21 protein-coding genes are annotated in these 23,772 nt (G+C 68.7%); 18 read left to right on the top strand and 3 right to left on the bottom strand.

Annotated elements, in window-relative coordinates:
• Positions 1-145: 145 nt before the first annotated feature.
• The 8 genes from AC07OZ_RS23300 to AC07OZ_RS23265 all read left to right on the top strand — a co-directional run bounded on the left by AC07OZ_RS23300 (position 146) and on the right by AC07OZ_RS23265 (position 9,852).
• Complete coding sequence (locus AC07OZ_RS23300; protein ID WP_431261013.1) at positions 146-1,033, top strand: carbohydrate ABC transporter permease; 888 nt, start codon at positions 146-148, stop codon at positions 1,031-1,033.
• Positions 1,030-1,959: a carbohydrate ABC transporter permease gene (locus tag AC07OZ_RS23295; RefSeq protein WP_495469453.1), complete on the top strand. Its 930-nt coding sequence runs from the start codon at positions 1,030-1,032 to the stop codon at positions 1,957-1,959. The genes AC07OZ_RS23300 and AC07OZ_RS23295 overlap by 4 nt, the downstream gene beginning before the upstream one ends.
• 51 nt (positions 1,960-2,010) lie before the next feature.
• On the top strand, positions 2,011-3,219 hold the full coding sequence (locus tag AC07OZ_RS23290) for an ABC transporter ATP-binding protein (RefSeq protein WP_495469452.1): 1,209 nt from the start codon (positions 2,011-2,013) through the stop codon (positions 3,217-3,219).
• A complete protein-coding gene (locus tag AC07OZ_RS23285; protein ID WP_495469451.1) occupies positions 3,216-4,556 on the top strand; it encodes an ABC transporter substrate-binding protein in 1,341 nt (446 codons plus the stop codon). Before AC07OZ_RS23290 ends, AC07OZ_RS23285 begins: the two co-directional genes overlap by 4 nt.
• Positions 4,557-4,564: 8 nt before the next feature.
• Positions 4,565-5,716 carry an oligogalacturonate lyase family protein gene (locus AC07OZ_RS23280; RefSeq protein ID WP_495469450.1) on the top strand — a complete coding sequence of 384 codons (1,152 nt, stop codon included), beginning with the start codon at positions 4,565-4,567 and terminating at the stop codon, positions 5,714-5,716.
• Positions 5,716-8,118, top strand: a complete 2,403-nt coding sequence (locus AC07OZ_RS23275) for a pectate lyase family protein (RefSeq protein WP_495469449.1) — start codon at positions 5,716-5,718, stop codon at positions 8,116-8,118. The genes AC07OZ_RS23280 and AC07OZ_RS23275 overlap by 1 nt, the downstream gene beginning before the upstream one ends.
• 29 nt (positions 8,119-8,147) lie before the next feature.
• A complete protein-coding gene (kdgR, locus tag AC07OZ_RS23270; RefSeq protein WP_495469448.1) occupies positions 8,148-8,954 on the top strand; it encodes a DNA-binding transcriptional regulator KdgR in 807 nt (268 codons plus the stop codon).
• A gap of 151 nt (positions 8,955-9,105) precedes the next feature.
• The gene (locus AC07OZ_RS23265; RefSeq protein ID WP_495469447.1) at positions 9,106-9,852 is read left to right on the top strand and encodes a FadR/GntR family transcriptional regulator; all 747 of its coding nucleotides are present in this window, start codon (positions 9,106-9,108) and stop codon (positions 9,850-9,852) included.
• Positions 9,853-9,867: 15 nt separating this feature from the next.
• Here the strand turns inward: AC07OZ_RS23265 and AC07OZ_RS23260 are convergent, their stop codons facing one another.
• Together AC07OZ_RS23260 and AC07OZ_RS23255 are read right to left on the bottom strand one after the other, a co-directional pair.
• Positions 9,868-10,344 carry a hypothetical protein gene (locus AC07OZ_RS23260; protein ID WP_421033088.1) on the bottom strand — a complete coding sequence of 159 codons (477 nt, stop codon included), beginning with the start codon at positions 10,342-10,344 and terminating at the stop codon, positions 9,868-9,870.
• 15 nt (positions 10,345-10,359) lie between these two features.
• A complete protein-coding gene (locus AC07OZ_RS23255) occupies positions 10,360-10,662 on the bottom strand; it encodes a DUF4258 domain-containing protein (RefSeq protein WP_495469446.1) in 303 nt (100 codons plus the stop codon).
• A gap of 299 nt (positions 10,663-10,961) precedes the next feature.
• Between AC07OZ_RS23255 and AC07OZ_RS23250 the strand changes: the two genes are divergently transcribed.
• The 9 genes from AC07OZ_RS23250 to AC07OZ_RS23210 all read left to right on the top strand — a co-directional run bounded on the left by AC07OZ_RS23250 (position 10,962) and on the right by AC07OZ_RS23210 (position 19,837).
• On the top strand, positions 10,962-11,957 hold the full coding sequence (locus AC07OZ_RS23250) for a Bug family tripartite tricarboxylate transporter substrate binding protein (protein WP_495469445.1): 996 nt from the start codon (positions 10,962-10,964) through the stop codon (positions 11,955-11,957).
• 98 nt (positions 11,958-12,055) lie between these two features.
• Complete coding sequence (locus tag AC07OZ_RS23245; protein ID WP_495469667.1) at positions 12,056-13,342, top strand: enolase C-terminal domain-like protein; 1,287 nt, start codon at positions 12,056-12,058, stop codon at positions 13,340-13,342.
• A 35-nt stretch (positions 13,343-13,377) separates the two neighbouring features.
• On the top strand, positions 13,378-14,361 hold the full coding sequence (locus tag AC07OZ_RS23240; protein ID WP_495469444.1) for a Bug family tripartite tricarboxylate transporter substrate binding protein: 984 nt from the start codon (positions 13,378-13,380) through the stop codon (positions 14,359-14,361).
• A 92-nt stretch (positions 14,362-14,453) separates the two neighbouring features.
• A complete protein-coding gene (garL, locus tag AC07OZ_RS23235; protein ID WP_495469443.1) occupies positions 14,454-15,239 on the top strand; it encodes a 2-dehydro-3-deoxyglucarate aldolase in 786 nt (261 codons plus the stop codon).
• Positions 15,240-15,254: 15 nt separating this feature from the next.
• Positions 15,255-16,169: a 2-hydroxy-3-oxopropionate reductase gene (gene glxR / locus AC07OZ_RS23230; protein WP_495469442.1), complete on the top strand. Its 915-nt coding sequence runs from the start codon at positions 15,255-15,257 to the stop codon at positions 16,167-16,169.
• 27 nt (positions 16,170-16,196) lie between these two features.
• Positions 16,197-17,582, top strand: coding sequence for a glycerate kinase type-2 family protein (locus tag AC07OZ_RS23225; protein WP_495469441.1), 1,386 nt, complete (start codon positions 16,197-16,199; stop codon positions 17,580-17,582).
• Positions 17,583-17,722: 140 nt separating this feature from the next.
• Complete coding sequence (locus AC07OZ_RS23220; RefSeq protein WP_495469440.1) at positions 17,723-18,496, top strand: Crp/Fnr family transcriptional regulator; 774 nt, start codon at positions 17,723-17,725, stop codon at positions 18,494-18,496.
• A 50-nt stretch (positions 18,497-18,546) separates the two neighbouring features.
• A complete protein-coding gene (locus AC07OZ_RS23215; RefSeq protein WP_495469439.1) occupies positions 18,547-19,428 on the top strand; it encodes an HDOD domain-containing protein in 882 nt (293 codons plus the stop codon).
• A 58-nt stretch (positions 19,429-19,486) separates the two neighbouring features.
• Positions 19,487-19,837 carry a GFA family protein gene (locus tag AC07OZ_RS23210; protein ID WP_495469438.1) on the top strand — a complete coding sequence of 117 codons (351 nt, stop codon included), beginning with the start codon at positions 19,487-19,489 and terminating at the stop codon, positions 19,835-19,837.
• 51 nt (positions 19,838-19,888) lie between these two features.
• Here the strand turns inward: AC07OZ_RS23210 and AC07OZ_RS23205 are convergent, their stop codons facing one another.
• Positions 19,889-21,310: a carbohydrate-binding protein gene (locus AC07OZ_RS23205; RefSeq protein ID WP_495469437.1), complete on the bottom strand. Its 1,422-nt coding sequence runs from the start codon at positions 21,308-21,310 to the stop codon at positions 19,889-19,891.
• A 310-nt stretch (positions 21,311-21,620) separates the two neighbouring features.
• Between AC07OZ_RS23205 and AC07OZ_RS23200 the strand changes: the two genes are divergently transcribed.
• Positions 21,621-23,639, top strand: coding sequence for a peptidase inhibitor family I36 protein (locus AC07OZ_RS23200; protein ID WP_495469436.1), 2,019 nt, complete (start codon positions 21,621-21,623; stop codon positions 23,637-23,639).
• Positions 23,640-23,772: the final 133 nt, after the last annotated feature.

The raw sequence follows: 23,772 nt of genomic DNA, 5'->3' as shown, positions 1-23,772 counted from the left end.
CCGGGCCCACCCCCTACGCGCTGCGCGCGCCCCCTCAAGGGGGCGAACCCGATGACCCGGCAAAGCCGGTCCATGGGTTCCGCTGGATGAAGACACCACGCGCGCGGTTTTGATGATCGGCCACCGACGAGACAACGGGGGATCGATGTACGAGAACAAGAAGCTGGGCTTTCTGTTCGTCCTGCCATTCGTGCTGGGCGTGCTGCTGTTCAAGCTTTTCCCCTTCGTGATGAGCTTCGCGCTCAGCTTCACGCAGTACGACCTGATCGATCCGCCGACCTTCGTCGGTCTGCGGAACTACGAGGAGCTCGCGACGGCGGACCCGCTGTTCCGCAAGTCGCTGGGCGTGACGCTGCTCTTCGCGCTGCTGGCGGTGCCGCTGCGCGTGGGTTTCGCCCTGTTCATCGCGCATGTGCTCAATTTCAAGCTGCGCGGCATCAACTTCTTCCGCGCCGCGTTCTACATCCCGTCCATCCTCGGCGGCTCGATCGCCGTGGCGGTGCTGTGGCGTTTCGTCTTCGCGCGCAACGGCCTGGTCAACCTGGTGCTGATGAAGCTGGGCATCGAGCCGATCGCGTGGCTCGCCGACGAGCATTACTCGATGTGGACCATCGTGCTGCTGTTCACGTGGCAGTTCGGCTCCGCGATGGTGATCTTCCTGGCAGCGCTGCAGAACGTGTCCATCTCGCTCTACGAGGCCGCCGAGTGCGACGGCGCCAGCAAGATGCAGCAGTTCTGGAAGATCACGGTGCCGCTGATCACGCCGGTGATCTTCTTCAACGTGATCATGCAGATGGTGCACGCCTTCCAGGAGTTCAACGGCCCGTACATGATCACCGAGGGCGGCCCGCTGCATTCGACCTACGTGCTGGCGCTCTACATCTACGACCAGAGCTTCCGCTTCTTCAACCTCGGCTACGGCGCGGCCTTGTCCTGGGTGCTCTTCGCGCTGGTCGGTGGCCTGGCGGCGCTCTCCTTCTGGAGCTCGAAGTACTGGGTCTTCTACTCCGGCGAGAAGGAGACCAAGCGATGAGCCGCCGGACTTCGCAACTCCCTCTCCCGCTGGCGGGAGAGGGCGGGGGTGAGGGCAGCGGTCGTGGCACCGCCCCCGCCCTGATCCTGGGCCGCGACCGCGGCAACCGCACGCTGCGCTACCTCGCGCTCGGCGCGGTGGCGATCGTGATGCTCTACCCGCTGCTCTGGCTGATCGGCGCCTCCTTCAAGAGCAACGCCGAGATCTTCAGCTCCGCCGGTTTCCTGCCCGACCGCCTCGACTTCAGCGCCTACGCCAAAGGCTGGAAGACCAGCACCGAGTACACCTTCGCCACCTACTTCCTCAACAGCTTCCTGATCACCATCCCGCGCATCATCGTCACGGTGATCTCCTGCGTGCTGGTCGCCTACGCCTTCGCACGCTTCGAGTTCTGGGGCCGCAAGCTGCTCTTCAGCATCATGATCGCCACGATGATGCTGCCGCTGATCGTGCTGCGTCTGCCGCAGTACTTGGTCTTCCGCGAGATCGGCTGGCTGGACTCCTACCTGCCGCTGATCGTGCCCTCCGCTTTCGCGACGGACACCTTCTTCGTCTTCATGCTGGTGCAGTTCCTGCGCGGCATCCCGCGCGACATGGAAGAGGCCGCGCAGATCGACGGCTGCAACGCGCTGCAGCTGCTGTGGTTCATCATCGTCCCGCTGCTCAAGCCGGCCATCATTTCCGTGGTCGTCTTCCAGTTCATCTGGACGATGAACGACTTCATGGGCCCGCTGATCTATCTCGCGTCGGTCGAGAAGTACCCCGTCTCCCTCGCGCTGAAGATGAGCATCGGCGCGACCGAGGAGGTCGAGTGGGCCAACGTCATCGCGATCTCGGTCGTGGCGCTGATCCCGTCGGTGGCGGTGTTCTTCGCGGCGCAGAAGCATTTCATCGAGGGCGCGACGTCCAGCGGCGTCAAGGGCTGAGCCCAGACCCCGCCCGCGAGAGCAGACAAGAAAAGAACCCGGAGACACGACGTGGCAAGACTGAGCCTCAACAAGATCGAGAAGGTGTACCCCAACGGCTTCAAGGCCGTGCACGGGGTGGACCTGGAAGTGCGGGACGGCGAGTTCATGGTCTTCGTCGGCCCGTCGGGCTGCGCGAAGTCGACGCTGCTGCGGATGATCGCGGGGCTGGAGAGCATCACCGGCGGCGAGCTGCGCATCGGCGACCGCGCCGTCAACGCGCTGCCGCCCAAGCAGCGCGGCATCGCGATGGTGTTCCAGAACTACGCGCTGTATCCGCACATGAAGGTCTACGACAACCTGGCCTTCGGCCTGAAGCTGGCCGGCACGCCGAAGGCGGAGCTGGACCAGCGCGTGCGCCACGCCGCGGGTCTGCTGGAGATGGAGCATCTGCTCGACCGCTACCCGAAGCAGCTGTCCGGCGGCCAGGCGCAGCGCGTCGCGGTGGGCCGGGCGATCGTGAAGAAGCCGGACGTGTTCCTCTTCGACGAACCGCTGTCCAACCTCGACGCCAAGCTGCGCGCTGCGATGCGCGTGCGGCTCACCGAGCTGCACCGCACGCTGCGCGAGAGCCGCCAGCCGGCGACGACCGTCTACGTCACCCATGACCAGGTCGAGGCGATGACGATGGGCGAGCGCATCTGCGTGCTGAAGGACGGCGTGATCCAGCAGGTCGACACGCCCACGGCGCTGTATGACCGGCCGGCGAATGCCTTCGTGGCGGGCTTCATCGGCTCGCCGGAGATGAACCTGCTGGAAGGGCGGCTGCTCGCGACCGACAACGGCCTGGCCGTCGAGGTCGGCGGCGCGAAGCTGCCGCTGCCGGCGGAGAAGACGGCCGGCATCGCATCGCTGCCGCGCATGGCGGACGGGGCTGTCACCTTCGGCCTGCGGCCCGAGCACATCGGCCTCGCGCCGCGCGCGCAGGGCGACAGCGTGCCGGTCGGCGCGCGGGTGCGCTTCACCGAACACATGGGCTCGGAGGTCTACCTGCATGCGGAGCTCGGACCGCTGCCGATCTCCGCGCGCATCCCGGCCGAGCAGGCGGTGGCGCTGAACGGCCTCGCGCGTGGCGACGCCTTGACGCTGCATCTGCAGATGTCGGCCTGCCACCTGTTCGACGCGACGAGCGGGCTGAACCTCCTGACGATGCCGGCTTCGTCCTCCTCCTCGACGTCGTCGGCAGCGGCGTCGACCTCGGCCTCCGGGACCTACGCATGAGCCTGCCGCGACGACAGCTGCTGGGCATCGCCGCGGGATCGGCCGCGGTCGCCGCGACTGCGGGTGTGACGGCGGCGCTGACCGCGTCGGGCCTGCGCGCGCAGGACAAGCCCACCGTGCTGCGCTTCGCCTGGTGGGGCGGCGCCGGCCGGCACGAGGCGACGCTGAAGGCGCTCGCGCTCTTCGAGCGCCGCCACGGCGTGCGCGTGAAGGCCGAGTACATGGGCTTCAACGGCTACCTGGAGCGGCTGACGACGCAGATCGCCGGCGGATCCGAACCCGAGGTGATGCAGATCAACTGGGCGTGGATGGCGATGTTCAGCAAGCGGGGCAACGGCTTCGCGGACCTCAATCGATTCGGGCGTCTGCTGGACCTCGCGCAGTTCGATCGCGACGACCTCGCCTACGGCGACGTCGCCGGAAAGCTCAACGCGCTGCCGGTGTCCTTCAGCGCGCGCGTGATGCTGTGGAACCAGGCCGCATTCGATCGGGCCGGCCTGGCGCTGCCGACGACCTGGGACGAGCTCTTCGCGACGGGGCCGGCGTTCCGGCGCCTCCTGGGCGAGGACGCCTATCCGCTCGACGGCGAGCTCTACGACATGATGCTGCTGTCCCAGGCCTGGGTGCAGCAACGGCACGGCACGGCTTACATCGATCCCGCGCAGCCGCGCGTGGCGATGAACGAGGCCGCGGCGCTCGACTGGGTTCGCACCTACAAGCGGCTGGTGACCGACCACGTCGCGACGCCGCTGCCGCTGCGCGCGAGCCTGGGCGGCGCGGAGAAACCGACCGAGCAGCAACCCGACTGGGTCGTCGGCCGCTGGGCCGGCAACTACACCTGGGACTCGGTCATCGCGCTGCGCGCGTCCACGCTGGACAAGCAGCAGAAGCTGGTGCTCGGCGAGTTCCCCACGTTGCCCGGCGCGCTCGACAGCGGCATGTTCGGGCGACCGACCGTGATGTACGCGGTGAGCCGTCACGCCGAGAAGAACGGCCGCGCCGAGATGGCCGCCAAGCTCGTCAACTTCCTGCTGACCGACCCGGAGGCCGCGGCGCTGCTCGGCCGCACGCGTGGATTGCCGTCGGCGCGCGGTCCCTACGAGCAGCTGAAAGCGGCTGGCAAGCTGCCGCCGCTTGAAGTCGCTGCGCACGAACAGATCAAGGTGCAGCGCGAGTCGGGCCGGCTCAGGCGCCCGGCGCCGCTGTTCGAGCACGCGCGGCTGCACAAGTTCATGCGCGAGGTCTTCGAGACCGTCGCGTACAACAAGACCAGCGATGTCGATGCCGCGCGCCGCCTGGTGACCGAGGGCCAGGCCTTGCTGCAGCGGATCAAGTGAAAGCCATCATGAAAGCCAACGAACGACAGCTCCACTTCGCCACCCGCGAGGATCCGGACACCGGCGCGCGCGTCACGCGGCTGACGCCCACCGACGTGACCTGCCATCGCAACTACTTCTATCAGAAGTGCTTCACCAACGATGGATCCCAGCTGATCTTCGGCGCCGAGTTCGGGCCGGGCACGAGCTGGAACTACCACCTGCTCGACCTCAGGACGCAGGTCGCGACGCAGCTCACCGACCAGCCGGGCGAGAACACCTTCGGCGGCTTCCTCAGTCCCGACGACCGCCATCTCTACTTCGTCCGCGCGGAGCGGCAACTGATCCGGCTGTCCATGCGGGATCTGGGCGAGGAGGTCGTCTACACCGTGCCCGAGGGCTGGGTCGGCTACGGCACCTGGGTCGCGAACTCGGCCTGCACGAAGATGGTCGGCATCGAGATCGCGGCGAGCGACTGGTTCCCGCTCAGCGACTGGCAGAAGTTCCATCAGATGTTCCATGCGAAGCCGCGCTGCCGGCTGATCCGCATCGACCTGGCGACGGGCGCGAGGGAAGTGATCCTCGAGCAGCAGGGCTGGCTCGGCCATCCGCAATACCGGCCGGGCGACGACAACACCGTCGCGTACTGCCACGAGGGACCGCACGACCTCGTCGACGCGCGCATGTGGTTCATCGACGAGGACGGACGCAACGTCCGCTGCGGCCGCCGCCACGATCCGGGCGAGAGCTGCACCCACGAGTTCTGGGTGCCGGACGGCTCCGCGATGATCTACGTCTCCTACCTGAAGGGGCAGCGCGACCGCTGGATCTGCTCGCTCGATCCGGTCACGCTGGAATCGAAGCGCCTGACGCGGATGCCGCCGTGCTCGCACCTGATGAGCAACCAGGACGGCACGCTGCTGATCGGCGACGGCTGCGATTCGCCGGCTGACGTCGCCGACACCGGCAGCCACCAGATCGCGACGGATCCCTTCCTGCACCTCTTCGACCTGAAGGCCGGCACCGAGCGCCGCGTCGCGCGGCATGACAGCTCGTGGCGCGTCTACAAGGGCAACCGGCAGGTCACGCACCCGCATCCGTCGTTCACGCCGGATGAGAAGCAGGTGCTCTTCAGCGCGGACGCCGAGGGCGAACCGGCGCTGTATCTGGCGGACCTGTGATGCGGATGGCTCGTGTCGCCGTGGCGGTGGTGGGCGCGATGACGCTGCCGGTCGCTTCGGCACAGGAGCGCCCGCAGCTCAGCGATGCACAAGCGGCCACGATGACCGTGGCGACCTACCTCGGCGACTGGCAGCCGGCGCCGCTCGATCCTTCGCGATGGGCGCCGACCTTCGTCGTTGCGCCGGACGGCAGCGGCACGCATCGCACCGTGCAGGCAGCGATCGACGCGTTGCCGTCGAAGACGGCAGGGGCGTCGGCCGCGCCGCGCGCCTACGTGCTCGTCAAGCCGGGAACGTACCGGGAACCGCTGTGCATCCAGGACAAGGCGCCGTTCGCGCTGTACGGCGCCGGCGATGCGTCCGAGGTCGTGATCGTCGAAGGCCGCTACAACGCGCTGCCGAAGGCGAAGGGCGAGGCGGCTCATCGCTGCATGCAGTTGCTCGACGCCGAAACTCATGGAACGCCGGGAAGCGCCAGCGTGATGCTGTTCAGCGACGACGTTCAACTCGCTCGCCTGACCATCGCGAACGATGCGATGGACCGCGTTCGCGATGGGCAGGGCTATCCGGCCGGCGTCGGTGAAAGCGGCGGTGCGCAAGCCGTGGCGCTGATGACGCGCGGCGACCGGATCCAGCTGGAGCAGGTGAGGCTCATCGGGCACCAGGACACGTTCTACGCGGAGCGCAGCGCGGCATCCGCATCCGCATCGGTGGGCGGGCACGCGCCGCACGGTGCGCCCGACGAGGCGCGCGTGCTGGTGCGCCGCGGCGAGATCCGCGGTGATGTCGATTTCATCTTCGGCGGTGCGACGCTGGTCATCGACGACAGCTTGATCGTCAGTCGCGCCGGTCGCCGCGTGCCGGGCCACGGCGGACACGTGATCGCGCCCAGCACGCCGAACGCGTTGTCGCGCGGTTTGCTGATCCAGGACTCGCGTTGGCTGGCGGAGCCCGGCGTGGCGCCGGCCAGCATCAGTCTGGGCCGGGCATGGGACCGCGGCGTCGCGCGCGGCGAATGGCGCGCGTCGCCGGCGATTCCGAACGGGCAGGCGGTGCTGCGCGGCAACCTGCTTGGTCCGCATCTGGCGCCGTGGTCCGTGTCGACCTCGCGACGCCCGTTCAGCCCCGTCGGTGAGGCCGCCAACCGGATGGCCGAGTACCGCAATGTCACGCTGCCCATCGCGGTGCCGGTCGCCGCGTTCGATGCGATCCGGTCGGGCGACGGCTGGGCATCGATGAACGGCGGCACGATCGGCGGCGCGAGGGCGAAGCCCGAGGCGGTCCGTGTCGTGCGCACACGGGCTGAACTCGAGGCGGCGCTGGCGCTCGGCGAGACGCCCAAGCTCATCGCGCTCGCCGCGCGCATCGACCTTGCCGCCGACGCGACCGGACGGCGTCTGAGCATCGAGGACTTCCGCGATCCCGCCTTCGACTTCGACGCCTTCGTGCGCCAGTACGACCCTGCGACGTGGGGCCGGCGCGCACCCGAAGGCGCGTTGGAAGAGGCGCGCAAGCGCTCGGCGAAGAAACAGGCCGCGCAGGTCGTCGTCAAGCTGCCCTCGAACACGACCATCGTCGGCATCACGCCCGACGCCGGCTTCGATGGCGGTTCGCTGATGCTCGACAAGGTCTCGCAGGTGATCCTGCGCAACCTGCGCTTCTCCGATGCCTACGACTTCTTCCCCGCCTGGGACCCGAACGACAACGGTCACGGCGAGTGGAACTCCGAGTACGACACCGTCTCGCTGCGCGAGGCCACGCAGGTGTGGGTCGACCATTGCGCCTTCGACGACGGCGAGCGGCCCGATCCGCGCGAGCCGGTGGCGCTCGGCCAGCGCATGCAGCGGCACGACGGCCTGCTCGACATCACGCGGCGCTCGGACTTCGTGACCGTGTCCTGGAACGTCTTCCGCCGCCACGACAAGACGATGCTGATCGGCGGCAGCGACGGGCATCGCGACGATCGCGGCCACCTGCGCGTGACGCTGCACCACAACCTCTGGGAGCAGCTCAAGGAGCGAACGCCGCGCGTGCGCTACGGCCAGGTGCACGTCGCCAACAACCTCCATGTCGCGGCTTCGGGCGGTGACTATCCCTACGGCTACTCGATCGGCGTGGGCATCGCGTCCCAGGTACTGAGCGAGGCCAACGCCTGGGAGGCCGCCGCGGACATCAGGCCTGAGCGCGTCGTGCGCCTGCTCAAGGGCGATCGACTCGAGGATCGCGGCTCGAGCTTCAACGGTGCCCCCTTCGATCCGGCGCGTCTGTTGCGCACCGCGAACCCTGACAAGGCTGTCGTCGGCGACGCCGGCTGGACGCCGCCGTACCGGCTGTCCATCGATGTTGCGGCCGATGTGCCTGCCCGGGTTCGCGCGGGCGCGGGGACGGGCCGGCTGTGGTGAAATCTCCCCTTTCCAGGAACACCTTGCGCATGGATGACGATCTGAACGATGGCAAGCAGCAGCCCGAATCGGTGGCCGCGGTGCTCAAGGTTTTCGCCATCCTGCAGGCCCTGTCAGAACGCAGTGATACCGGTATCTCGGAGCTGTCCGTGCGGCTGGCCATGCCCAAGGCGACGGTCTACCGCTTCCTGCAGACGATGAAGACGCTGGGCTATGTCCGGCAGGAGACCGACAGCGAACGCTACGGCCTCGCGATGAAGGTCTTCGAGATCGGCGCGAAGGCGCTGCAATACCCGGACCTGGTCGACCTGTCCAAGCACCACATGCAGATGCTGGCCGACGCCACCGGCGAGACGGTGCACCTGGGCACGCTGATCGACAGCGAGATCATCTACGTCCACAAGGTCGACTCGAAGCACATGCTGGGCATGTACTCGCGCATCGGCCGTCGCGCGCCGCTGCACTGCACGGCGATCGGCAAGGTGCTGATGGCCTGGGAGCATCCGGAGCGCCGCGCCCGCGTGCTGGCCGGGGCCGAGTTCCAGCGCTTCCGCGACAAGACCATCACCGAGCCGGCGGCCTTCCAGGCCGAGCTGGAGCGGGTGAAGGGGCAGGGCTTCGGCGAGGACCGCGAGGAGTTCGACGACCACATCCGCTGCCTCGGCGTGCCGATCTTCGACCGGCTGGGCCAGCCCATCGCCGGCATGAGCGTCAGCTTCCCGACCTTCCGCTACGACGACGCCAAGGCGCCGGAGGTCGTGGCGATGCTGCAGGCGGCCAGCCGGGACATCTCGGCCCGCCTGGGTTGCACGAAGTTTCCGCTGGACGCCGCCTGACGCACTCAGCGCATCCGGTCCGGGACAATGCGCGTCCCGCCTGCCGGCACCGCGCTCCGTCGCCGTCCCTCCAAAAACACGCTGCATCGGCGCGACACCGCGATAACGCGGTTGTCGTGTGGGTGCATGTTGTCGTACAACTGATCCCGTGATGAATGCTTCGCTGACCCGTTCCCGCCCGAAATCCCTGGCGCTCGGCCTTGTCCGTGCGCTGGAGGACCGGATCCGTGCGGGTGCGCTCGCCAACGGCGACAAGCTGCCGACCGAGGCGGCGATCATGGCCGAGTTCGAGGTCAGCCGGACGGTGGTCCGGGAGGCGATCTCGAAGATGCAGGCGGCGGGGCTGGTCGAGACCCGGCACGGCATCGGGACCTTCGTCCTGGGGCTGGGGGAGGGCGGTCCGTTCCGGATCGGCGCGGAGCAGATGGCGACGCTGCACGACGTCGTGGCGGTGCTGGAACTGCGGATCGGCATCGAGACCGAGGCGGCGGCACTGGCCGCGCAGCGGCGCAGCGATGCCCACCTGAACAACATGCGCGCGGCGCTGTCGGCCTTCGCGGAGGCGGCGCTGGCCGGCCGTGACGCGGTGGCGTCGGACTTCCAGTTCCACCTCGAGATCGCCCGCGCCACGGGCAACCCGCACTTCGAGCAACTGATGGCGACGCTGGGCGCGCCGAGCATCCCCCGCGCGCGTCTGGCGAGCCTGGCGGCCGCGGGCGACGAAGACCCGCTGGCGCAGCGCGACTACCTGCTGCGCGTGAATGCGGAGCACGAGAGCATCCTCGACGCGATCGCCTCGCGCGACCCCGAGGCCGCGCGCGCGGCCATGCGGACGCACCTGGCCAACAGCCGCGAACGGCGCCGCCGCGCGGCGCTGGCGTTGCAGGAAAAGCGCTGAGCTTGCGCGGCGTGATCAGGCTTCGACGGCCTGTTCGCTAGAGCCTTCCTTGGTCTCCTCGACCTTGAACTTCCAGCCCTTGCGGCCAGAGGTCGCCACGATCTTCTGACGCACGAGCCGCTCGACGGTCATGATCCGATCGAAGGCGGACCTGACGGTTTCGTCACCGGCGGCATGCGCGAGGAAGTACAGCCTCAACAGCGTGTCGTTGGCCCTGGGCACCTTGCCGTGCCGTTCCCATAGGCTCACGTTCTGTTCGCTGACGCCCTGGACCTTTGCCATGGCAGCTTGCGACAGGCGCAGATGGACGCGCAGGAAGCGGAACTCCTTGCCGGTGAGTCGCCCAGGCTTGTGTGCGACCCGGACAGCAATCTCTCGCAGCAATTCGTCAGCTGCGGTCACGGAGTAGGCCTTTCCATAGGCGGTGTCGATTTCGTTGTAGCCATTGGCGAGCCACACGTTGTCCAGGCCGCATTCGGTGTAGTGGTACATCATCAATTCCTCAGGCTAGGCGATCACCGTGACGACGAGCAGGCCGGGCCGGGCGTCATCGAGTGCGACGCAAACGACCAGATCGGATGAGGGGCCATACCAGTGCATCCTGCAAACCAGATCGCCGCTCTTCATGTCTTCCTCGCCGGGCGTCAACAGGCGCCCCAAACGCAAGCAGTCGAACACTTCCTCCTTCAGCACACAACGTTCACGCATTCGCGCCACCGCGTGCCTGGTCAGGTAAATCAGCCCGGTATCCCGTGCCGTCTGGCGGATATGTCGCTCCAGTTGGCTCAGGGTCAGTCGTTTGAACGTCACTTCAGTCGCGCCTCCGCGCCAAGTTGCTCCCCATAATTTTTATGGGTTGCATCGTAGGTGCGTCCGCGGAGGCGGCGTGAAAGCGGTGTTGCGTTCTTCCCATAGTTTTTATGGGTTGATTGCTGACTGCAATCGGTAGTTCTGCGTGTTTCCCCTCATCGTTGAGCGATTGACGCCGTCTTGTCATCCGCTCGACTCAACTTGTATGATGACTGACAACAAGACCGCCAAAGCGTCTCCGGATTGAGCCCGAAGTCGCACCAAGAGCGGTTTCCACGGTTCCTTCCCGGAGACAAACCATGACCGTTCTGACCCGCCGCCTGGCCGTCAAAGCCGGTGCCGCCCTCGGCGCCGCCGTCCTCTCCACCTTCGCGGCCGGCCTGGCCCACGCCAGCGGCTTCCCCGAGCGGCCCGTGACCATCGTGGTCCCGTTCCCCGCCGGCGGTTCCACCGACATGCTGGCCCGCGCCATGGGCGCCGAGCTGCAGAAGAAGTGGGGCCAGACCGTCATCGTCGACAACCGCCCCGGCGCCACCGGCACCCTCGGCACCACCCAGGTCAAGCGCGCGGCGCCCGACGGCTACACGCTGCTGGTGTCCTCGCTCGGCCCGTTCGTCATCGCGCCGCATCTGATCAAGGCCGTCCAGTACGACGCTCTCAAGGACATCGACCTGCTCACCGTCGCCATCCAGGCGCCCAACGTGCTGGTCGTGCCCGCCGCCTCGCCGCTCAAGAGCGTCAAGGACGTGATCGACACGCTCAAGAAGGAGCCGGGCAAGATGAGCTTCGCCTCCTCGGGCAACGGCTCTTCCGACCACCTGACCGCCGAGCTGTTCTGGCTGCAGACCGGCACCAACGGCCTGCACGTCCCCTACAAGGGCGGCGCCCCGGCGATCAGCGACCTGCTGGGCGCACAGATCGACGCCTCGTTCCAGAACGTCAACGCGGTGCTGCCGCACATCCTCGGCGGCAAGCTGCGCGCGCTGGCCGTGACCGGCGACAAGCGCTCCGCCGTGCTGCCCAACGTGCCCACGCTGTCCGAGTCCGGCATCAAGGGCGCCGACGTGTACTCGTGGCAAGGCGTCGCCGCGCCCAAGGGCCTGCCGCCCGCCGTGCGCACGCAGCTGCAGAAGGACATCGTCGCCGCGCTCCAGGACCCGGCGGTGAAGCAGAAGTTCTCCGACATCGGCATCGAGACCGTCGCCAACACGCCCGACCAGGCGCAGGCCTTCCAGAAGACCGAGTTCGCGCGCTGGAAGCAGGTCATCGAGACCCGCAAGATCACCGCCGACTGATCCACGATCGACCGCAGACCGACCAGGAGTTCCGCGTGAGCGCAAGTAGTCCCATCGTCACCTCCGCCCGCGCGATCCCGGTCGCCGGGCGCGACGGCATGCTCATGAACCTGAGCGGCGCGCACGCGCCGTTCTTCACCCGCAACCTGCTGATCCTCGAGGACAACGCCGGCCACGTCGGCATCGCCGAGATCCCCGGCGGCGAACCCATCCGCAAGACGCTCGAACAGGCCGGCGCGCTGCTCGTCGGCCAGCCGGTCGCGAAGTGGAACGCACTGCTCGCGCAGGTCCGCGAGAAGTTCAAGGGCCTTGACAGCGGCGGCCGCGGCCTGCAGACCTTCGACCTGCGGACCACGATCCACGTGCTCACCGCGGTGGAATGCGCGCTGCTGGACCTGCTCGGCCAGCACCTCGGTGTGCCGGTGTGCGAGCTGCTCGGCGAAGGCAAGCAGCGCGACAGCGTCGCGATGCTGGGCTACCTGTTCTTCGTCGGCGACCGCACGAAGACGGGCCTGGCCTACAAGACGCCCGAGGACGAGGCCGGCAGCGATGCCGCGACCGACGCCTGGCTCAAGGTCCGCCACCACGTCGCGATGACGCCGGAGACCATCGTCGAGCAGGCCGCCGCCGCGCAGGCGCGCTACGGCTTCAAGGACTTCAAGCTCAAGGGCGGCGTGCTGGCCGGCGAGGAAGAGGTCGAGGCGATCAAGGCGCTGAAGGCCCGTTTCCCCGACGCGCGCGTCACGCTCGATCCCAACGGCGGCTGGCTGCTGAAGGACGCGATCCGCCTGCTGCGCGACCTGGGCGGCGTGCTCGCCTACGCCGAGGATCCCTGCGGCGCCGAGGAAGGCTTCTCCGGCCGCGAGGTGATGGCCGAGTTCCGCCGCGCCACCGGCCTGCCGACGGCCACCAACATGGTGGCCACCGACTGGCGCCAGTTCACGCACGCGCTCAGCCTGCAGTCGGTCGACATCCCGTTGGCCGACCCGCACTTCTGGACGATGTCCGGCGCGGTCCGCGTCGCGCAGACCTGCCGCGACTTCGGCCTGACCTGGGGCTCGCACTCCAACAACCACTTCGACGTGTCGCTGGCGATGTTCACGCATGCCGCCGCCGCGGCGCCGGGCCGCCTCACCGCGATCGACACGCACTGGATCTGGCAGGACGGCCAGTTCCTCACCGAGAAGCCGCTGCAGATCGTGGACGGCGAAGTCGCCGTGCCGACCGCACCCGGCCTGGGCGTGACGCTCGACATGAAGGCCGTGGAAGCGGCCCACCAGCTCTACCTGCAGCACGGCCTGGGCGCGCGCGACGACGCCATCGCCATGCAGCACCTGATCCCCGACTGGAAGTTCGATCCCAAGCGGCCCTGCATGGTCCGCTGAACGATCCCCCCGAACGAAACCTGGAGAGAGACAACATGCAAGACAAGACATTCGCCCGCCGTGCCCTCATCGCCGCGGCCGCCGTCGCCGCGGTGGCAGGTGTTGCCCCCAGCGCCTTCGCGCAGGCCGCCTGGCCCAGCAAGCCGCTGAAGATCATCGTCCCGTACACCCCGGGCGGGTCCTCGGACATCATCGCCCGCATCATTTCGCCCATGCTCGGCGAGATGCTCAAGCAGACCGTCATCGTCGAGAACAAGCCCGGCGCCAGCGGCAACATGGGCGCCGACCAGACCGCCAAGGCCAACGACGGCTACACCATCATGCTGTGCGACGTCAGTGCGCTGGCCATCAGCCCGTCGCTGTACACCAAGCTCAACTTCGACCCGTCGAAGGACCTGAAGGGCGTGGCGATGCTGGCGTACTCGCCGCACATGCTGGTCGTCCACCCGTCGGTGCCGGCCAACAACCTGAAGGAACTGGTCGAGCTGTCCAAGAAGTCCAAGATCGACTTCGCCGTCACCGCGATGGGCAGCGCGCCGCACCTGGCCGGCTTCCAGGTCGCCAGCCTGACCGGCGCCAAGTGGGAATACATCCCGTACAAGGGCGGCTCGCAGGCCGTCACCGACACCATCGCCGGCCAGACCCAGGTGCTGATGAACGGCATGCTCGCGACGCTGCCCTTCGTGCAGCAGAACAAGCTCAAGGTCATCGGCGTCAGCAAGTCCACCCGCGTGCCGCTGCTGCCCAACGTGCCGACGCTGGCCGAGCAGGGCGCCACCGGCTTCGAGTCCGGCACCTGGCAGGGCATCCTGGCCCCGGCCAACATGCCCAAGGCCAACATCGACAAGCTGTCCGCCGCGCTGATCAGCATCATCCGCTCGCCGGAAGTCCGCGCGCGCCTGGCCGCGCAGGGCGCCGAGGTCAGCACGATGAACCCGACCGAGATGGACACCTTCTTCAACGCCGAGCGCAAGAAGTGGGCGGGCGTCGTGGCCAAGAGCGGGCTCAAGCTCGATTGATCTTCGATTGACGCATCGATAGCCGTATCGCTGGATGCGGTCGTTGATGTGGCTGTGGATGCCCGTTTTGATTCAGACCTGAGGAGCCCGTCATGCCGACGCCGACCACGCCTTACTCCGCCTTCCCCAACACGCTGCGACAACGCCTGATCGCCGGCGAACGCCTGATCGGCTGCTGGTGCTCGCTGGCCAGCCCGATCAGCACGGAGGTGCTGGGCCTGGCCGGTTTCGACTGGCTGCTGCTGGACGGCGAGCACTCGCCCAACGACGTCAGCAGCTTCGTGCCGCAGCTGATGGCGCTCAAGGACAGCGTCAGCGCGCCGGTCGTGCGGCCGAGCACCAACCACGCGGTCGAGATCAAGCGGCTGCTGGACGCGGGCTTCTCGAACCTGCTGATCCCCTTCGTCGAGTCCGCCGAGCAGGCGCTCTACGCGGTGCAGGCCACGCGCTATCCGCCGCAGGGCTTCCGCGGCGTGTCGGTCTCGCAGCGCAACAACCGCTACGGCACGGTGCCGGGCTACTTCCAGGGCATCAACGAGCAGATCGCGGTGATCGTGCAGATCGAGAGCCCGGTCGGTGTCGCCGCCGTCGCGGAGATCGCCGCGGTGGACGGCGTGGACAGCGTCTTCATCGGACCGCAGGACCTGGCCGCGGGGTATGGCCATCTCGGCAACCCGAGCCACCCGGACGTGCAGGCGGCGATGGCCGCGATCTTCTCGGCGTGCAAGGCGGCGGGGAAGCCGGTCGGCATCCTCGCGCCGGTCGAGGCCGATGCGCGCCGATATCTCGACATGGGCGCGACGTTCGTCGCCGTGGGCAGTGACCTGGGCCTTTTCCGCTCGGCGACACAGGGCCTGCGCGACAAGTACAAGGATTGATTCAGGAGTATCTCAATGAGCATCAAGATCGGTTTCATCGGCCTGGGCATCATGGGCGCGCCCATGGCGGTGCGTCTCGCGCAGGGCGGGCATCAACTCTTCGTCCAGACGCGCAGCAAGGTCCGCGAGGAAGTGGCCGCCGCCGGCGCCACCGTCTGCGCCAGCGCGACGGAAGTGGCCGAGCAGGCCGACGTGATCTTCACGATGGTCCCGGACACGCCGGACGTCGAACGCGTGCTGTTCGGTGACGGCGGGATCGCCGCCGCGTTCGCCGGCGGCAAGGGCGCGGGCAAGACGGTCGTGGACATGAGCTCGATCTCGCCGATCGCGACCAAGGACTTCGCGGCGCGCATCGAGGCGCTCGGCGCCGAGTGGCTGGACGCGCCGGTCTCCGGCGGCGAGGTCGGCGCCAAGGCCGGCACGCTGTCCATCATGGTCGGCGGCAAGGAGTCGACCTTCGCGCGCATCAAGCCGCTGTTCGAGCTGATGGGCAAGAACATCACGCTGGTCGGCGGCGCGAGCGCGGGTCAGGTCACCAAGGTGGCCAACCAGATCATCGTGGCGCTGAACATCGCCGCCGTGAGCGAGGCGCTGGTCTTCGCCTCCAGGGCCGGCGCCGATCCGGCCAAGGTGCGCGAGGCGCTGATGGGCGGCTTCGCCTCCAGCCGCATCCTCGAGGTCCACGGCGAGCGCATGATCAAGCGCACCTTCAACCCCGGCTTCCGCATCGCGCTGCACCAGAAGGACCTGAACCTCGCGCTGCAGAGCGCCAAGGCGATGAGCGTGGCGCTGCCCAACACCGCCAACACCGCGCAGCTGATGCAGGCCGCCGCGGCGCAGGGCTGGGACCAGCTCGACCATTCGGCGCTGGTGCGCGCGCTGGAAGTGCTGGCCAACCACGAGGTCGGTAGCACTACGGACGCCGGCTGAGGGGACAGGTCTCCACAATCGCCGGTCATGAGCACGCCCCACGACGCCTCCGCCTCTCCGGCCGCCTCGGCCTCCGCAACGTCTGCTCCAGGTTCGCCTGCTCCCGGTTCGCCGGAAGCGGCCGCATTGGTCGCGGATCCGCGCGCGCTGCTGAAGCACCTCTACCGCGTGGCGGTGGACCGGGCGCTGCCGGGCAAGATCCTGGCAAGCCACCTTCCGCCGCCTCCGAAAGGGCGGACGCTGGTGATCGGCGCGGGCAAGGGCGGTGGGTCGATGGCGCAGGCCTTCGAAGCCGCCTGGCCGGCGAGCGCGCCCATGACCGGGCTGGTCATCACGCGTTACGGGCACATCCCGCCGGACTACCGGCCGCGCCGCATCGAGATGGTCGAGGCCGCGCACCCGGTCCCCGACGCCGCCGGCGAACGCGCCGCGGCCCGGATGATGCAGAAGGTGCGCGACTTCAACCCGACCGCCGACGACCAGGTGATCTGCCTGATCTCGGGCGGCGGCTCGGCGCTGATGCCGCTGCCCGCGCCGGGACTGACGCTGGCCGACAAGCAGGCGGTCAACCGCGCGCTGCTGGCCAGCGGCGCCAACATCGTCGAGATGAACTGCGTGCGCAAGCACCTCAGCGGCATCAAGGGCGGCCGGCTGGCCGCCGCCTGCGCGCCGGCCAAGGTGCTGACGCTGATGATCTCCGACGTGCCCGGCGACGATCCGCAGGTGATCGCTTCCGGCCCGACCGTGCCCGACGCGAGCACCTGTGCCGAGGCGCTGGCGATCTGCCGCCGCTACCGCATCGCCTTGCCGCAGTTGGCGGTCGACGCGCTCGAGCGCGGCGAGTGGGAAACGCCCAAGCCCGGCGACAAGTGCTTCGACGGCCATGAGCAGCGCATCATCGCGGCGCCGCGCCAGAGCCTGCTCGCGGCCGCCGAGGCGGCGCGCGCGCTCGGCATCACCGCGCACGTGCTGTCCGACGAGATCGAGGGCGAGTCCCGCGAGGTCGGCCGCGTGCACGCCGCGCTCGCCCGCTCGGTGGCGCGTCACGGCGAGCCCTTCGCCAGACCCTGCCTGATCCTGTCCGGCGGTGAGACGACGGTGACGCTGGTCCCGCAGCCGGGACGCGGCGGCCGTGCGGGCGAGTTCGTGCTCGGCTGCGCGATCGCGCTGGACGGGCAGCCGGAGGTCTGGGGCCTCGCCGCGGACACCGACGGCATCGACGGCGTCGAGGACAACGCCGGCGCCTTCCTCAGCCCGAGCACCCTGGAGCGCGCCCGCGCGCTGGGCCTGAAGCCGGCGGACCTGCTGGCGGCCAACAACGGCTACGCGCTGTTCGAGGCGCTGGGCGACCTGCTCATCACCGGGCCGACGCAGACCAACGTCAACGACTTCCGCGCGCTGCTGATCCGCTGAGGCGTTTCACGGACATCCCCCCATCGAGCGAATCGAGGGGGAAATTGACCGGATGTTGACGCGCCTCAAGGCAATTTCCGCCGAGGGCGAGGACAGTCCGGCATTCCCGGTTTCCGAGAGTGCCCGTGATCGCCCATCTGATGTCCGACCCTGACGGATCCGCTGACGCCAGCGTGCCCGTCCCCGCTTCCGCCTCCATGGCCACCGCCGCGGCGCTGACGCCCGAGGCGGCCTGTCCAGCCGCTTTTCCCCCTGCGAGCGCCGGACTGATTCCCGGCCCGGGCCACCCGATCCCGTGGCGCGCGCTGCTCGGCGACGTGCTGCTGGACGGCGAGAGCTGGTCCGCGCTGGCCGCCATGACGCAACTGCGCCGCTGCAAGGCCGGTGAGCTGGCGGTCCGCCGCGGCGACGCCGCCGTGGCCATGCTGGCGCTGTGCGAGGGCAAGGTCGCCGGGCGCGCCCCGCTGACCGGTCCGCTGTGGCTGGACCTGCACACCGCCTGGCTCGAGGGGCGCTATGAGGAGGACGTCAGCGTCGTCTCCGCGTCGGCGCTGGTGATGACCTGGCCGATGTCGATGGCGGCGATGTGGCTGCGCTCGCAGCCGCTGGTGCTGGAGGCGCTGGTGCGCGCCACGGCCGCGCAGCTGCGGGACGCGCAGGACGCGATCCGCGGCCTGACGATGAAGGACGCCACAGGTCGCGTGGCCGCGTGGCTGCTGGCGCAGGCGGGCGTCGCCGAAGAACTGCAGTTCACCGAGCGCAAGCGCGACGTGGCGGCGCAGCTGTCGATCTCGCCCGAGACCTTGTCGCGCACGCTGCGGCAGCTGGCCGACCGGGGCGTCGTGGCGGTCCAGGGCTACCGCATCGGGCTGCTGGACCGGGTGGAACTGCTGGCGCTGGCGCGAGGTCGCTGAGCGGCTTAGACTCGCAGCCACACTTGTCGTTACGTTCTGAGGAGGCCAATGTGACGATCGCCAGCGTGACCCCCTTGAGCGCCGTGGTCCCCGCGACCACGACCGGTTCCCAAGCGGAACGTTTCTTCGCGGGGCATGCCAGCCTCCCCGTGATGCCCGAGGTCGGACGCAAGCTGCTGCGCAGCCTCGACGACGACGGTGTCTCGCTCGGCCAGATCGCCGAGCTCATCGGCAAGGATTCGACGCTCGCGGCCAAGGTGCTGCGCCTGGCCAACTCGGCGCGCTACAGCCCGTCGCACACGATCAGCACGCTGCAGGACGCGGCGATGGCGCTGGGGCTGGAGACGCTGCGCAACCTCGCGATGGCGGCCAGCCTGACGGGCACCTTCCCCGACGTGAAAGGCCTGGACCGCCAGCGCTTCTGGCGCCACAGCATGCGCACGGCCGGGTATGCGCGCTTGCTGGCCAAGCTGCTGCAGGGCGACGCGGACACCGCCTACCTCGCCGGCCTGATGCTGCGCACGGGTCAGTTGATGATGGCGATGACCGAGCCCGACCAGGTCGCCGACGTGGAGGCCCACGCGGGCGAACCGGGCAGCCGTTTCTCGCTGGAGTCCAGCCGCTTCGGCTGCACGCACGCCGACGTGACGGCGGCGCTCGCGGCGCACTGGCACTTCCCGGCCGATCTGGTCGAGGCCTTCAAGGACGCGAACGTGCCGCTGGAGGTCAAGCCCTTCTCGATGCTCGCGGCGATCCTGCACCTGGCCGAGGTCATCGCCGACGCCTGCGACCAGGACGCCGACCGCATCGCGGCGCTCACGACCGCGGTGCCCGAGCTGGTCGAGCATCTCCACCTGGACCTCGAGTTCCTGCGCCTGCGCCTGGACGGCTGCGGGGATCCGGGACAGGACGTCGAGCTGATGCTCAAGTGAGGCGGCGCTGAGGTAAGGTCTGCCGCTTCACGATCCAGACAAGAGCATCGGAGACGGCATGACGACGTACCAGGGAAGCTGCCACTGCGGCCGCGTGGCCTACGAGGTGGACGGCGAGATCGACGGCGCGATGGCCTGCAACTGCTCGATGTGCCAGCGCAAGGGCTCGCTGCTGTGGTTCGTGCCGCGCGCGCAGTTCCGGCTGAAGAGCGACGAGTCGGCGGCCGCGACATACCTGTTCAACAAGCACGCGATCAAGCACCGCTTCTGCACGGTGTGCGGGATCCATCCGTATGCCGAGGGCACGGACCCGAAGGGCAACGCGATGGCGGCGATCAACGTCCGCTGCCTCGAAGGCATCGAGCTGGAAAGCGTTCCGGTCACGCACTACAACGGCCGGGATGCCTGACGCTGCACGCCCTCTCCCGCAAGCGGGAGAGGGGTCTGGCTCAGCGCGCGATCACAGCTTCGTGATCCGCACCCAGTTCAGGTTCCAGCCGCTGGCCGGCGCGTAGACGCCGAGCGCGTAGGTGCCCGCGTTGACGGTCACCGTGTGCGACACCGTCGTCCAGTTCTGCCAGCCGCCGGTCGCGGGGATCGCGACCTGGCCGAGCTGGATGCTGCCGGCGTTCAGGTCCAGCGAGAGCCGCGCGCCGCTCGGGCTGGCAACGCGGTACTCGACGCGGTAGCTGCCGCTGCTCGGGAAGTTGACGTTGGCGTAGGCCATCCAGTCGCCGGTATCGATCCAGCCGACGCTGCGGCCGCCTTCGCTGCAGGCCTCGGTCTGCACGCCGCTCTGGCTGGTGAAGCTCTCGGCTTCGATCAGCTTGCTGGTCGCCGGCGGGGGCGTGGTGCCGCCGCCGATCTCCGAGCGGATCGCCGTCAGCAGGCTGTTGGCGCCGTTGCCGTCCTGCGCCAGCTCCCAGATCATCACGCCCGAGCCCTGCTGCAGGCCCAGGCGCGTCTTGGCCTTGATCGTCGGGATGCCGTTGTAGGTGATGTAGCCGCAACTGGCGCACAGCGTGCCGACCAGGTCCTTCTGCGCCGCCGCCGCGCCGAACTGGTTGACGATGTCGTTAAAGCCGTAGTCCGACGCATAGCCGTTGAAACCGTAGCCGTAGAACGGCACGCCCAGCACCAGCTTCTCCTTGGGCAGGCCGCGCGACTGCCAGGTCGCGACATCGCGCTGCGCCTGCGCGTAGGACGAGTGCTCCTGACCGACCTGACCCCAGCTCGGGCCCACGTTGTCGTAGGACATGATGGTCACGAAGTCGAAGTGCGGGATCGACGACACGGGCACCATCCCGCCTTCGTAGCTCGCCGTGGCTGCGGTGACCAGCTTGCCGGGCAGCGCGGCGCGCAGCGCCTGGATGAAGGGCGTGTAGTTGCCGGCGCGGTCGATGGCGGTCAGCAGGCCGCCTTCGATGTCGATGTCGGCGCCGTCCAGGCCGTAGCTGTTGACGAACTGCGCCAGGCTGTTGACCGTCGCCGCGCGGTTGCCCGGCTGCAGCAGCGTCTGCCAGTTGCCGGAGCAGCCGGGGATCCCGCCGCCGGCCACCGAGATCAGCACCTTCGCGCCGGCCGCGCGGGCCTTCTGCACCACGTACTGGATGTCGGCGCCGGAGGCGTCCATGCAGGTCGGGTTGCCGTTGCTGAGGAAGGCGCCGCTGGCCGACGGATTCGCGAAGGCGAGGTTGATGTGGGTGAGTTTGCTCAGGTCGGTGCGGTCGGCAACGGCGCGCAGGTTCTTCCACGCCGGGATGTAGCCGACCACCTTGGTCTGGGCGAGGGCGCTGGACGCCGTGCCGCACAGGGCGAGTGCGGCAATGGCGAACGAAAGGCCGGTGAGTGCAGGACGTCGGAACGATTGGGACAGTGTCATCGCGAGCTCCCTTGGGGTTGAGGGACCGGCCGGACCTGCGCGACGTTCGCGGGGCCTCGGTCGATCGCCGGCGATTCTGTGGGGTTTCGTGAAAACGCTTTCATCGTTGTCCCTGAATCGGCGACGCGCGTTCCGTATCGAATGCAACGAGGCGTTGTGCCCCCTGGCGGCCGGGAGGGCCCGTGTCCGCTGTGTAAAGCGTGAAAGCCTGGAAACCTGCTTGCGAGCGCTTACGAATCCGCGCGACCGGTTGCATGCCGTGCGCAGAGCGCTCCGAATAATCCGCCGCCTACCTCCAAAGGACGGATTCATGACCATCACCCCGCTGCGCCCGACCGGCGCTCTCCGCCTGCATCCGCTGGCCTTGTCCCTGGCCCTGGCCGGCGTGCTCGCCGGTTGCGGCGGCGGCAGCGACGGCGCCGGCGCGCTGGTCGGCGCGGCCCGCCAGAACGGCGGCACGACCGCGTCCACGGGCGCCACGGCGGCGGCGGCGGCGACGCAGGTCTGCTTCTACGAGCACGTGAACTACGTCGGCGCCAGCATGTGCCTGGCCGCGGACTCGGCCTGGGTCGGCTCGGGCTGGAACGACCGCATCTCGTCGGTGAGGGTGCCGGCCGGATTCAAGGTGCAGCTCTTCGCCGACATCAACTACGGCGGCAAGTCGATCACGCTGACGGCGGACAACGCCAACCTGGTGCCGTCGGGCTTCAATGACCTGGCGTCGTCGATGCGCATCACCGCGCCGCCGGCGGCCGCCAAGGTGACGCTGGCCTCGGTGCAGTTCGCGCAATCCATGCTCTACGGCAGCAGCGACAGCCAGCTGGTGCTGGTCGCCAACAAGCCGGCGCTGCTGAAGGTCAACGTGACCGCGCCGGCCGGCACGGTCGCGCCGACCGGCCTCGTGCGCGTGGACAACACGGTCGACGGCACGGGCCGCGACCTGGTGCTGGCCGCACCGCGCCGCGGTCTGCCGACGACGGTGTCGGAGACGCAATCCTTCGACGATGCCTACAGCGTGAGCATCCCGGGCGAGCTGGTGAAGAGCGGCCTGAAGGTGACGGTGAACGTCGCCGGCGCCGCGGCGCAGAGCTTCACGCCGCGCGTCGGCGGCGGCACGCCGATGCGCTTCGTGCCGATCCCGGTGCGGATCGCCGGCACGACCGGCCAGCTGCCGACGGACCAGAGTGCGCATCTGCGCGCGTTGTTCCCGGTGTCGACGGTCACGCTGCAATCGCACCCGGCCTTCGTGTCGAGCAAGGTCACCACGCTGCCGAGCACGGACGCGCAGTGGAGCGATGCCTTCGGCAAGATCCTGGGCGAGCTGGCCGACCTGCACCGCATCGAGGGCGCGGCCCGTCACGACTACTACTTCGGCTTCATCCCGAAGCGCACCTGGGGCCTGGCGGGCCTGGGCTACGTGCCGGGCAACTCGGCGGTCGGCTTTGACATGCCGAGCAATCCGGACACGGTGCGCGACGTCGTCGCGCACGAGCTCGGCCACAACTTCTCGCTGCCGCACGCGGCCTGCGGCGGTGCCGGCTCGCCGGATCCGAAGTACCCGTACCCGGACGCCAACCTGGGCAAGCCGGGCCGCTACATCTGGAGCTACCTGTCGGACACGAACGCGTTCTACGACCCGCGCCCGACCGACCGCCACGACATCATGAGCTACTGCGGCGGCACGGTGTTCTCGGACTACAACTACCGCATCATGCAGACCTTCCTGACGCCGGCCGACACGGCCAAGGCGCAGGCGGCGGAAGCCAAGGCGGTGGCGCAGGACGTGCTGCTGGTGAGCGGCAGCATCAACGGCCGCCAGGTCGAGATCAATCCGGTGAAGACGCTGTTTGCCAAGCCCGACGCGGCCTCCGGCCCGTACGTGCTGCGCGTGCAGACGACGGGCGGCCAGATCCAGGACCACGCCTTCACGGCGCAGGCGCTGGACCATGACGGCGACAACCAGCACTTCAGCGTGTTCGTGCCCAAGGTCGACAACATTGCCAGCGTCAGCGTGCTGAAGGATGGCGTGGTCCTGTCGCAGGCCCAGCCGCGGGTGAGCAGTGCCCGCGCGAAGGCGCAGGCGGCAGGCGGCGGCCGCGCGCAGGTGACGGTGAAGGAAGCCAGTGGCAAGGCCACGCTGCGCTGGGATGCGGACTCGGCGCCGTTCCTGAGCGTGACCTGGACGGACGGCACCCGCCGCCTGAACCTGGCGCAGGACCTGCAGGGCGGCGAGGCGACGCTGGACACGCATGAACTGCCGGCCGGCGGCCGCTTCGAGTTCATCGTGTCGGATGGCTTGAACGCGCAGCGCATCGAGTCGGCGCGCTGATCGATCCACGGCGCGCCTCTCGGCGCGCCGTGGACGGGGAATCTGGCGGAAGGCGCCGGGTTCCCCGTTGTCGTTTTGTGAGCGCGGCGACGGGGCTTGTTTTACGCCTGACTTCCGCAGTCTCTCTTGGGAA

It is taken from the genome of Roseateles sp. GW821-FHT09G03 (genome assembly GCF_059416045.1).
The sequence above is the reverse complement of the archived record's forward strand: the minus strand, read 5'-3'. Positions and strand labels throughout refer to the sequence as shown.

Coding starts and splice junctions, on each gene's coding strand:
- AC07OZ_RS23260 (WP_421033088.1), bottom strand. CDS start 10,344: ATGTACCACTACACCGAATGCGGCCTGGACAACGTGTGGCTCGCCAAT.
- AC07OZ_RS23280 (WP_495469450.1), top strand. CDS start 4,565: ATGAAAGCCAACGAACGACAGCTCCACTTCGCCACCCGCGAGGATCCG.
- AC07OZ_RS23200 (WP_495469436.1), top strand. CDS start 21,621: ATGACCATCACCCCGCTGCGCCCGACCGGCGCTCTCCGCCTGCATCCG.
- AC07OZ_RS23285 (WP_495469451.1), top strand. CDS start 3,216: ATGAGCCTGCCGCGACGACAGCTGCTGGGCATCGCCGCGGGATCGGCC.
- AC07OZ_RS23245 (WP_495469667.1), top strand. CDS start 12,056: ATGCTCATGAACCTGAGCGGCGCGCACGCGCCGTTCTTCACCCGCAAC.
- AC07OZ_RS23300 (WP_431261013.1), top strand. CDS start 146: ATGTACGAGAACAAGAAGCTGGGCTTTCTGTTCGTCCTGCCATTCGTG.
- garL (WP_495469443.1), top strand. CDS start 14,454: ATGCCGACGCCGACCACGCCTTACTCCGCCTTCCCCAACACGCTGCGA.
- AC07OZ_RS23210 (WP_495469438.1), top strand. CDS start 19,487: ATGACGACGTACCAGGGAAGCTGCCACTGCGGCCGCGTGGCCTACGAG.
- AC07OZ_RS23265 (WP_495469447.1), top strand. CDS start 9,106: ATGAATGCTTCGCTGACCCGTTCCCGCCCGAAATCCCTGGCGCTCGGC.
- AC07OZ_RS23250 (WP_495469445.1), top strand. CDS start 10,962: ATGACCGTTCTGACCCGCCGCCTGGCCGTCAAAGCCGGTGCCGCCCTC.
- AC07OZ_RS23275 (WP_495469449.1), top strand. CDS start 5,716: ATGCGGATGGCTCGTGTCGCCGTGGCGGTGGTGGGCGCGATGACGCTG.
- AC07OZ_RS23240 (WP_495469444.1), top strand. CDS start 13,378: ATGCAAGACAAGACATTCGCCCGCCGTGCCCTCATCGCCGCGGCCGCC.
- AC07OZ_RS23205 (WP_495469437.1), bottom strand. CDS start 21,310: ATGACACTGTCCCAATCGTTCCGACGTCCTGCACTCACCGGCCTTTCG.
- AC07OZ_RS23225 (WP_495469441.1), top strand. CDS start 16,197: ATGAGCACGCCCCACGACGCCTCCGCCTCTCCGGCCGCCTCGGCCTCC.
- AC07OZ_RS23220 (WP_495469440.1), top strand. CDS start 17,723: ATGTCCGACCCTGACGGATCCGCTGACGCCAGCGTGCCCGTCCCCGCT.
- AC07OZ_RS23295 (WP_495469453.1), top strand. CDS start 1,030: ATGAGCCGCCGGACTTCGCAACTCCCTCTCCCGCTGGCGGGAGAGGGC.
- glxR (WP_495469442.1), top strand. CDS start 15,255: ATGAGCATCAAGATCGGTTTCATCGGCCTGGGCATCATGGGCGCGCCC.
- kdgR (WP_495469448.1), top strand. CDS start 8,148: ATGGATGACGATCTGAACGATGGCAAGCAGCAGCCCGAATCGGTGGCC.